The 10,999-nt window shown below is 28.6% G+C and carries 11 protein-coding genes and 1 CRISPR repeat array; of the genes, 6 read left to right on the top strand and 5 right to left on the bottom strand.

The annotated features are described in order from the left end of the window. Nucleotides 1–30: 30 nt before the first annotated feature. Nucleotides 31–1,066: a CRISPR direct-repeat array (repeat unit 30 nt; unit sequence GTTAAATAATAACCTAAATAGGATTGAAAG). A gap of 325 nt (nt 1,067–1,391) precedes the next feature. From QXW15_RS05005 to QXW15_RS04990, 4 genes are all read left to right on the top strand, one after another. After that, nucleotides 1,392–2,093: an ABC transporter ATP-binding protein gene (locus tag QXW15_RS05005; RefSeq protein WP_342790074.1), complete on the top strand. Its 702-nt coding sequence runs from the start codon at nt 1,392–1,394 to the stop codon at nt 2,091–2,093. After that, the gene (locus QXW15_RS05000) at nt 2,090–3,499 is read left to right on the top strand and encodes a hypothetical protein (protein ID WP_342790073.1); all 1,410 of its coding nucleotides are present in this window, start codon (nt 2,090–2,092) and stop codon (nt 3,497–3,499) included. The genes QXW15_RS05005 and QXW15_RS05000 overlap by 4 nt, the downstream gene beginning before the upstream one ends. Nucleotides 3,500–3,783: 284 nt before the next feature. Then, nucleotides 3,784–4,053: a hypothetical protein gene (locus QXW15_RS04995; protein ID WP_342790072.1), complete on the top strand. Its 270-nt coding sequence runs from the start codon at nt 3,784–3,786 to the stop codon at nt 4,051–4,053. A 113-nt stretch (nt 4,054–4,166) separates the two neighbouring features. Further along, nucleotides 4,167–4,355: a hypothetical protein gene (locus tag QXW15_RS04990; protein WP_342790071.1), complete on the top strand. Its 189-nt coding sequence runs from the start codon at nt 4,167–4,169 to the stop codon at nt 4,353–4,355. A gap of 219 nt (nt 4,356–4,574) precedes the next feature. Here the strand turns inward: QXW15_RS04990 and QXW15_RS04985 are convergent, their stop codons facing one another. The 3 genes from QXW15_RS04985 to QXW15_RS04975 form a co-directional block, all read right to left on the bottom strand. Next, nucleotides 4,575–4,988 (bottom strand): type II toxin-antitoxin system VapC family toxin, encoded by a 414-nt coding sequence (locus QXW15_RS04985; protein WP_342790070.1) that lies wholly within the window; start codon nt 4,986–4,988, stop codon nt 4,575–4,577. Continuing rightward, on the bottom strand, nt 4,978–5,202 hold the full coding sequence (locus QXW15_RS04980) for an antitoxin (protein WP_342790068.1): 225 nt from the start codon (nt 5,200–5,202) through the stop codon (nt 4,978–4,980). The genes QXW15_RS04985 and QXW15_RS04980 overlap by 11 nt, the downstream gene beginning before the upstream one ends. 590 nt (nt 5,203–5,792) lie before the next feature. Then, nucleotides 5,793–6,698 (bottom strand): hypothetical protein, encoded by a 906-nt coding sequence (locus QXW15_RS04975; protein ID WP_342790067.1) that lies wholly within the window; start codon nt 6,696–6,698, stop codon nt 5,793–5,795. 76 nt (nt 6,699–6,774) lie between these two features. On the opposite strand from QXW15_RS04975, the gene QXW15_RS04970 reads away from it, so the two are divergent. Beyond that, nucleotides 6,775–7,074, top strand: a complete 300-nt coding sequence (locus tag QXW15_RS04970) for a hypothetical protein (protein WP_342790065.1) — start codon at nt 6,775–6,777, stop codon at nt 7,072–7,074. A 328-nt stretch (nt 7,075–7,402) separates the two neighbouring features. Here the strand turns inward: QXW15_RS04970 and QXW15_RS04965 are convergent, their stop codons facing one another. Next, entirely contained in the window at nt 7,403–8,785 is a 1,383-nt protein-coding gene (locus QXW15_RS04965; RefSeq protein ID WP_342790063.1) for an APC family permease, read from the bottom strand. 722 nt (nt 8,786–9,507) lie between these two features. Further along, nucleotides 9,508–10,125: an HAD family hydrolase gene (locus tag QXW15_RS04960; protein ID WP_048101297.1), complete on the bottom strand. Its 618-nt coding sequence runs from the start codon at nt 10,123–10,125 to the stop codon at nt 9,508–9,510. A gap of 198 nt (nt 10,126–10,323) precedes the next feature. On the opposite strand from QXW15_RS04960, the gene QXW15_RS04955 reads away from it, so the two are divergent. Next, nucleotides 10,324–10,974: a cyclase family protein gene (locus tag QXW15_RS04955; RefSeq protein WP_048101296.1), complete on the top strand. Its 651-nt coding sequence runs from the start codon at nt 10,324–10,326 to the stop codon at nt 10,972–10,974. The last annotated feature ends 25 nt before the right edge of the window (nt 10,975–10,999 follow it).

The following is a 10,999-nucleotide window of genomic DNA, read 5'->3' as shown; positions in this document are numbered from 1 at the left end:
TTTCAGGCAATAATACTCATCAGGTATATAGTTAAATAATAACCTAAATAGGATTGAAAGAACACAGAGCCGGGGGCAATTGCAGGATTTTTATATTAGTTAAATAATAACCTAAATAGGATTGAAAGAGCATATGGTTCATTGTTTTGCCTCCATGGGTATTTTGTTGTTAAATAATAACCTAAATAGGATTGAAAGTATTAAAAGGTGGTAAGTAATGGAATATCTAACTTTTTGTTAAATAATAACCTAAATAGGATTGAAAGAATAATATATCATTCATACGTTAGGAATTTAAAAGAGGTTAAATAATAACCTAAATAGGATTGAAAGAATTCCAGAAAAAGATATCGAAGAAGAAATTTAATAATGTTAAATAATAACCTAAATAGGATTGAAAGATTAAAATTCCATGGGCACAGCTGCCAAGCCAGAATGTTAAATAATAACCTAAATAGGATTGAAAGTTTACATACGTTTAAGAGTTGGTGGTTCTTATACCGTTAAATAATAACCTAAATAGGATTGAAAGTTAGGATGTTTTTTATGTTCATTGATTATTCTTCTATTGTTAAATAATAACCTAAATAGGATTGAAAGATTCAAGCCCACCCGCAAGTGCTACAATAAATAGATTGTTAAATAATAACCTAAATAGGATTGAAAGACATTCCCCTGCAATCCCTTGCTTGATGCTATGGAAGTTAAATAATAACCTAAATAGGATTGAAAGAATCCTGATGAGGAATTCCTCGGTTGGAGGACGATAGTTAAATAATAACCTAAATAGGATTGAAAGACATTAGAATCAGAGCTCACAGTATATGAATATGTAAGTTAAATAATAACCTAAATAGGATTGAAAGGAATGTGGGACTGAAATTGTGGATATAACGATTCCACTGTTAAATAATAACCTAAATAGGATTGAAAGAAAAATACAGGATCTCGACGAGGATATAATTTTTTAGTTAAATAGGAACCTTAATAGGATTGAAAGGATGATCGTGAAATGAAATATGAAGATGTATCACCTGTTAAATAAGAACCTTAATAGGATTAAAATCTTATACCATTGTACGGCCTGGATAAGTACTCATTTTAATTATAAATAGTTTAAACTTAAACATATCCAAAGAACGACAGATAAAAAAGAACGACAGATAAAAAATGACTTACATAAAATAGGTAGTGTGAACGCTTAAAAACATATTGACTATTGAAGAGAAGATAAATATAGTATTATGTTCAAATTTTCCAGAATTTTAATTTTACATTATCAAGGGCTAACTAAAATTACTATAATTATCAAATATAAATTATATTTTTAAATAAATAATTCCATTCGAATTCAATCAAAAAATATTTATTATGTTATATATTATAACTTTATGAACTGCATTGAATTCAATTCAGTAACAAAAAAATATAGAGATAAATATGCCCTAAATAATGTTTCATTTTCACTTGAATGCAATAAAAGCTATTCATTAATAGGTCCAAACGGTGCAGGAAAAAGTACAATATTAAAAATAATTGCCGGCCTTATAAGCCCTGATGCAGGAAATGTATCAATAAAGGGCAATAAACCAGGATCCGATGAGGCAAAAAAAATTACAGGATATCTTGCCGAGGAGGCATTACCGTATATTAATTTAACAGTTAAGGAAAATTTGCTTTACATAGGGTCTTTAAGGAAAGTTAATGATTTAGAAAAAAGAATTTCATTTTTAATAGACCTATTCGGCCTTGATTCTTATTTAAATTCCATGGTGTCAAATCTATCAAGGGGAACAAAGCAGAGACTCTCCCTGGCATTGTCAATAATACATAATCCTGAAATTGTTCTTCTTGATGAGCCATTCAATTACATAGATATACCAACACAGGAAAAGATTATAAAATATTTTAAAACAATGAATTCAACATTTTTAATTTCAACCCATGTGATGTCAATAGCAGAAAATTTTACGGAAAATATCATAATGATAAATAATGGTAATATAATATTCAATGGAAAATTATCGGAAATCGAGGAAATGAAATCAGGTAATGAGACAGTAGAAAGTTTGATAGCAAGGATGATGTCATGAAATATACATTGACAAAATTATTTTTAAAAACAAAAATTCCTTTGGGCTACTATATCCTGATATTAATTGTAACATTAATGATCATTCCAGCCTTATTTACATTTTATTCAGCCAATATTAATATCCATCAGGAAAAAATTGCAACACTTTTAATCTCCATAATTGCCATTATAATTGTTATGTTCTCAAATTTGTATACAAATAAATCCGACCGTGATTTTTTACTGGATATGCCATTAAAAAAAAGGGATATTTTAAAGGCATATTATGCATATAATTTTATATTAATGTATGTTCCCATCATATTACTTATGCTATTCTCAACACTTTCAATTAATTCTGGTTTAATATTTTTCTTAATATCATATAATATATTATTATTTTTTACATGCATTAATATGAGTATTATTTATAAATACATTTTAAGGCATGGATATTTTATTCCACCATTATTTTTTATTTTTCTGATACTTCCGGAGTTTATTAATTTCAAATACAGCATAACATCAATATTTTACGGCCATATAATAAACGGTATACTAATCCTGATAAGTCTATATATTTTAACATTATTTTATATAATAAAAAATGGTAATAAATTTAATTTGTATTACAGGGAAGACAAAATTAAAAATAATATAAAGCCTATGAATATTTCAGGATCGCCATCAAGGGCCCTTTACATGAAAAATGGTTTTTATATAAATACATTATATGCATATAGAACATTTTCAAATGTAAAAATACACTATATTAGAACAGAAATATACAAACCTGTTTTAATATTTTCATTTATAGGCATTATTTATTTTATATTAAACATTAAATTATACAATACATTTTTAATTTTGCTTATTGACCTTTATATACCATTTTTACCGGGACTTGTGTATTCCATGCTTATATCCCAGTGGCCGGTATTGCTTGAAAGGCCCTGGCTTTCATTTACATCGATGAATGCATATAAATATATCAAAAATTTAATTATATCCATAATATTGTCAGTTTTTATTGCAACATCTTCAATGATTTTATTTTCAGGACTGCTGCTTATTTTTCATTTTAATATATTATATATAATGATATTCTTATATCTGCTGGTAATGCCATCCATAACAGCTGCAATAATCATATATTCATACATGCTTATCGCACCTATTCAGATAACAGATTATGATAATATACGCAATTTTGCCAGCAGCGGACAGAATATGGAAAGGTTAATCCCCTTTTTTATTCTTTATATTTCCTTTACAATAACATTTTTGCTTTCAATATTTTTAAAAAATATAATTTACATATCATTATTTTACCTAATAATTATAATAATAACATTTTCAATCCTCAATTCAAAAAGGATAATAAATTATATGGCAAATAAATTAATAAATGCAGATTTAATATAAATAACCAAATTTTAAGGTTATATAAAATTGATAAATTCCATGTTATTTTCTATTTCCTCTATATTTTTACTTGAAAATAAATGAAATCATATGTGAAAATAAGTACAGCATATAAATAGAATTTAAATTATATTTTTAGCAACAAAATTTTATTTATATGATTTGGTTATATATTTATTTATGTTTGGAAATATGAAGGATGATGATTATTATAATTTATCATTAAAAGCTTAGATTTATATGAATATGAAAAATCTCTTGAGTATATAAATAGGGCAATAAATTTGAAACCGCTTAATTTAAAGTACAGGCTTCATAAAACAGATATATTAATTAAATTATATGATTATAAAAATGCGCTTAAAGAGCTCAAATTTATGGAAACCATTGATGTGGATAATCCTGAAATATATGCATATGAAAGTATGTGCTATTATTCAATTAATGATTATAATAATAGTTTAAAATTTGCAAATAATAATTTAAAAATTATTGCGCATAATTCAATTTTTAGAAAAATATTTTCAGAGGATAATAATGGTTATTTGAAATAAGTCCGGATTTCACTGAAAACGAATTAAAAGAACACGGTGCAAACTTTATTCCAGTTGAAAAACCTTATAATATTGATAACAACATAATTGTATCCAGTGAGATACCAAGAAACTTGGGTCCAACCCATAATGGCCACACGTTTGATGAAAACGGTGGGGAAGATTTAATAAAGGATGATATGGCACTTTATTTACAAAGAAAGAACGGACTTGCTATGATAACTGGATGCGGCCATTCAGGCATAGAAAACATAATGGAATACGGCATTGAAATAACAGGAAAAATAAAATACATGCAATAATGGGTGGCCTTCATTTTCTTGGCATTGATGATGAAAGAATATGTAAGAACATAAATAAACTTGTATGATAAATTACTAAATTTAGTTCAAACAATTAACCATCTAACATTATTCGGGTTTAAATGTTACTATTAACATAAAATATCCAAATATACTATAAACTTTAAACTCTAATGTTTCATCAAGTAAGGAAATTCATAATTTTAAATTAAAAATAATTTATAAAATATTTAGTTTGTTCTCCTTAATTTTATTGATTAATCTTTTATCCGATGTAATTAGTGGTATTGATAATGTTATAGCCAAAAAAACATAAGATGAATCATAAACTGTAATACCCATCTTAATTGATAAGGAAAAAGCACCCTTAACAATTTCATTAAAGCTGTGTATTTTCATTAAATTTAAAAATGAATAAGCTTTATTCATAATGGTCTCGCCGTCATCAATGGTTATATTATTTCTCTGTATCCTCTTCCATACAGTATTGAAAGATTCATAATAAGTAAGATCTAATATATGAAAATAATCAAAATTGGATATTTTATTTTCTATATTTTCTGTTGTGCTATCTTCCATTAAAAGCGACATTATGGCTGACGTATCAAGAACTGCCTCTTTTTTATCTATCACGGTCATCCCTAATTAATTTGTATGAATCATCAAAAATACCATATTTTGCCTTCATTTTATTCCTGTTGTTATTTATATCATTTAATTCTTCCTTTATTTGTTCCCTTTTAACCAATAATTCAAGATAGTTTCTAACCTCATTGTTATAATTTATATTATATTCTTTTAATTCTTTTTTTAATTCTTCAGGTATTCTTATAGAAATAATATCCATATTTATTATATATTATAAGATTATATAAAGTTTTCATTCCAGTTTATAATAATGTTTACATATTTGTATAACCAAGACAGACTATAATAAACTAATAAGCTCTGGTTTAAACAATTAACTATTAACACTCAAATTATATAATGCAATGAACATAAAAATATCCAAATATACTATAAACTTTAAATTCTAATTTTTCATCAAGCAGGAAAATTAAAAATTTTAAATTAAAAAAATAATCTATAAAATATTTGGGCTGTTTTCCCCAATTTTATTGATTAATCTTCTATTTAATGTAATTAATGGTATTAATAGTTTTATAGCCACAAAACATGGGATGGATTATAAATTGTAATATGTATCTGAACTGATAATGAAAGGGCAGCATTAATGCTTTCATTAAAGTTATGTATTTTTATTAAATTTAAAAATGAACAGGTTTTATTTATAATGATCATAAAGTCATCATTACCCATATTATCTCCATGTATCATCTTCCATAAAGTTTTGAAAGATTCCTGGTAGGTAGGATTTAATATATTAAAATGCTTAAATAATGTTTAATAAACCTGAATAATATATTAATCATAAAATTATATAAAATTTATAAATTCCATATTATTTTTGATTTCAATCATTTTTTTCCATGACAATATATAAAAATCATATAATATAAGCAAGACAGAATATAAATAAAATGCAAAATAAATCAAATCACTTGATGTGAAAATAATTAGGAATGGAAATATAAATGGTATGGAAACTATTATCATGGGTGTTAATGTCTTCCTAAAATTGTTCATGACCAGTGAACTGCTTGGATATGAGGATAAATCAAGGGCCTGAAAGGGACAGGATATGCCAGAAATATATATTCCTGCAAGCATCATGGATGCGGGAATGGTTAAAGAATATATTAATAACATTAGGTTAAAATTATCAGGGTGAAATGAATAAACAAGGCCCATTGATAAAATAAGGGGGGACATCATCATGGGTATTGCCAGGGATCTTGATATCATGTAATGCCTTATGTATCTGCATGGATTCATGACTGAAAATGCCAGCCATGCCCTTTCAGATGCCCACGGGGTGGCAATTCTGAATATTAGTGGATAGAATGTAAGCTCCCATGTATAAAGAAACAGGTCAAACCTTGGAATGCCTGTAAAATCGAAAATATAATTTAGCATAAAATATCCTGTGCCCAAACCTGCATATATTATTAACCAGAAATATATGTTTCTCGAAAAATGGTAACGTTTTTTGGATATGCCAAAAATGTATACTGTGTTTGAATATATTGTGTTTAGCTTATATATCACATTTAATGGTTTTCCTTTTAAATTTCTTGATTTATATGTTTTTTCCGATGGTTTTTCAAACGTCAGGAAATCAAGTTTATAAGACCGTGAAAATATGTAATAGAAGATTATAATAAAGATAATTATTGATGATACACTTCCATATATAATATTTCCAAAAAATACTGAATTCATATTAAATTTATAATTATATATTAATGGGCTGAATAAATATATAATGAATAATATTAATGGATACTTTTTATGAATCATGTATGAAGAAATATATGATAAACCAATGGATATTAGATATAACAATAATGCATCAAAAATTCCTATAATTATTTTATATGAATTAAGTGCAAGGCCTATTAAATATAAAAATATTATAAATATAATTGAATATTTTATAGATGAGAAGAAGAAATATGACTTAAACAGATCTTTCTTTTTCAATGGAATATTTAGGAGAAAATCATTATCTGACTGTATAATTATATTGCCGGACAAAAATAATGGGATTATTATAAAGGTTGATATGAGTACAATTACGAGATACTCCAGTATATAAGGCCTTTGAAAATTATATCTGAAATATAAAATATTCACAAAAAATGAAAATATTAAAAGAATCAAATAAAATATGTATCTTGGCGATTTCATTCTTGTTTTAATTATGAAATTTGTAAGGTTTGAAAGCACACAAATATAACATAAAATAAGATAAAAATTTTTTGGCGGAATACACAATTTTTTTTAAATTTATCATAAATTTAACCATTTCAATAAAATTATTACATTTGAAATGGTTTGTATATAAATATTATAATAATAGAAAATAGGATTAAAAGGTTGGGTTTAAAAAAAATATTTTTTATGTCCTTTTGATAATTTTCATCCTACTGTATATTCTCGTGATAGAGCATTTTTCTTCCAAGGTATGAATATATTAAGCCTATTATAAGCCACACCACAAATGTTATGCTCGCAATTATAACCACAGAGTTAATGCTTATAAAGCTTCCATAGAATACAAAGGCAAGAATAACTATGGATATTGCCGGAAGGATCACATCAGCGGCGATATTCAATTTAAGTTTTAACTTATATACAATTCCAGGAAGGGACGCATTTGCAATCATATGAACTGCAAGGGCACCAAGTGTTGAGGCTATTCCGGTGAATAAAAATGCGTTAAAACCGCCAAGGGTGACCACACTCACAGTACCTATTATAAAGGCTATGACAACCATTAATCCAGCCGCCCTGTGTGGTGTTCTTCTTTCTGAGTGCACGCTGGAAAGTATCCCTGGAAGAACATTATCCCTGCTCATTGAGAATACGACCCTTGACAGTGAGTTTGTGAAAACCACAGAATCGGTAAATAAACTGTTTATAAAAAAGGCTGTGATTACTATTGCACCTATTAATCCTATATAGTCCTTTGTAAGTATTATTCCGGGAACGAGTTCAGTAGAATAGCTTAACATTTTTGTTGGACCCCAGCCCACTGTAAATGCATATGATGCAAGTATAAAGAACAGTCCAAGGACAACAGCAGAGGCAAGGACACCACGGCCTATGACCTTTTTTGCATTTTTTGCCTCCTCACCCAGCGGGGTGGCAGTTCCAAAACCTGTAAATGCAGTGTACATAAATAAAACTCCAAGCATAACACCTGTAAAGCCATGGGATGCATATACTGGTGTAAAAACAGAAAATGTATTTACGGTTGGCTTTGATATTATTATTATAATGCTTATTGCTGAAACAACAGCAACCTCAAGGCTGGCCATAACCATTGCATATCTGACAGAATTTTTTACACCTGAGAATGAAACGAAGTAACCAAATGCCAGCACAATTATTAGCAAAATCACCCACGAATATGACGGTATGGTTATTCCAAATACCGATGAAAGCAATGCTGGAAGGAATATGGCTATACTCAAACCTATGAATGCCAGGGACATGACCTGATATAATATGTACATCCATCCGGTATATATGCCCGCAAAATTTCCTAGCCCCTCCCTGGAATATGCATAGTATCCGCCAGCGCCGGCCACATGTCTGGAAATTCTGTTTATAATCACGGCATTAATAAATACAATTACAAATGCGACCACAGCTGATAATGGCAGTGATCCAAGGGCAAATGCGGCAGAGCCCGTCAGGGTTGCAACTGCCGCACCAGCGGGGGCAGATCCAGCCACTCCCTGAAAAATAACATCATATACATTTAATGTATCTCTTTTCAATGTTTTTACTGATCCTTGCATGATATCTCACCCCATAAATAAATCTGGATTTATGGTTCTTGCAGGGAATATTTATGCACATTTATGTCCGCCTATAATATTTTATTAAGGTCAGTTTTATTGAATTTTTTATGGTTATATATTTTTTATATTGATTTTTAATTGAATGTAAGTTTGATTTACTTAAATGTTTATTGTGATAGACTATAACATGCATTGTTCCCTGTTCCATATATAGCCTATTCTGTATGCATTTATTGTATTTCTATGTATTTATTTTATTAAAATAAAAATTTTTGAAATGTAACTAAATAAAATATACAAAATTTATTATTTATCGTTTTAATTTCCCGAAAATTAGGGATTTATACCATATTTGAAAGGGGTTCCACGGATAAATTATTAGATGTGATATGCAGGTATCCATGCAGTTCGGTTACTTCGGCCATTACATATTTTAAATTTTTATCAGTTTTCACCATCAATAATTTTTACATTTAAATTTTGAATTTATATTCAGACTGTTCATAAATTTACTATTTTTCTTACATATTCATGGTTCTCAATAAAATATTTTCGTATCTCTAAAGCTATTTTAAAGCCATTTAGATTAATATTCCAGAATAATATTCTTAAATATTCTTATTCTGTATGCATATATATGATTTCAAGGGCCAATCCTTAGGTTACCGGGATAATAAATTTATCTTCTTTATTGTTGAAAAAATTTTTCAAATTTTACATTATAAATTAAATCTTTTTTTGACCACATTTATAACATCATATATATTTACTATGGAAAAATCCTTATGATCTGCATCCTTTTTTGCACCATGGGTTACAAGAACCGCAGTCATACCAAGCCTTTTTGCAGGTATGAGATCATTATCGATATCACCAACTGCGACAGCATTATTGGCACTAACATTCATTATTTCCAGCGCCTTTAAATATGGTTCCACATCAGGTTTTCCATTTTTTACATCGTCCATTGTTACTATCGCATCAACATTAATTTTTAGCCTGCTGACCATGGCCCTTCTTGACGATGTTACTATGGCAATCTTAAATCCCATGTTTTTTAATTCTTTAAATGTTTTATCAACATCGGGAAAGAATTTTACGTAATTAATGTAATTTCCAAAATATTCCTCCTCACTTTTTTCTATATTTGGGTCCCTGCCATTAACTGCCTTGATGAGCATTGTGCCCGGATATCCAATTAATAATCTAATAATTTCTGGGTCGGTATCAATTCCATAATCATGAAGTGCCTGCTTCCATGCCTTAATTCTGTATTCCACCGAATCCCATATCGTGCCATCGAGATCAAAAATAATACCATATGTTGGAATTCCCATTATTTGGTATTGAATGTATGTTATTAATTTTAATTGTTAAACAATCTTAATTTAATCAGATAAAATTCCATGAAATTATTTGATTATACAATATTATAAATATGCCTGTTTCAAATTTTCTCGCTTTTTGAAAAATTTTGTCAAATAATACTATTAATACATTAGATATATTTATTAATACCAACTTCATTATTTTTTATGGAACCGAAAAAAATTTTTGATCTGTCTGTGGAAATTAAAACAAATATGCCGTGCTGGCCAACAAATCCACTTGTAAGGGTGGATCCAATAGGTCTCCTTGCCAGGGATGGTTATACCGTTGAGAAATACGAATCTGTCACGCATACCGGTACACATATTGATGCGCCCTACCATATGATAGACAATGGAACCACGGTGGATAGGATCCCTCTAACACAGCTTGCAGGTCCTGGATACTGCATCAGACCTCAATACGATGGAGATGAAATTCATGCAGATGCACTTAAAAAGATCTGGAAAAGGGAATATGATGGAAAAATTATACTGGTAAACACTGGATGGGATAAAAAAAGGGGTTACACAAAGGAATTCCAGTATGAATTTCCGGGATTTTCATACGATGCTGTTGATTTTCTTCTGGAACATAAACCAAAGGTTCTTGGTATAGATACTCTTGGAATAGACCCATATTCACATGCTGATTTTGGTGTTCATAAGGCACTGCTTGCAAAAAATATGGCGTTTATTGAGGATTTAACAAATCTTGATCTCCTTGAGGAGGGTAAGGAATACTTTGTTGTTGCTTTACCGTTAAAACTTTATGGGGCAAGCGGTTCAATGGCAAGGGTAATTGCCATGGAATTTTAATATTATTTTAAATAATCTTTATAAA

The organism is Acidiplasma sp. (assembly GCF_038728925.1).
Lineage (GTDB): Archaea > Thermoplasmatota > Thermoplasmata > Thermoplasmatales > Thermoplasmataceae > Acidiplasma > Acidiplasma aeolicum.
This window is presented reverse-complemented; position numbering and strand designations above follow the sequence as displayed.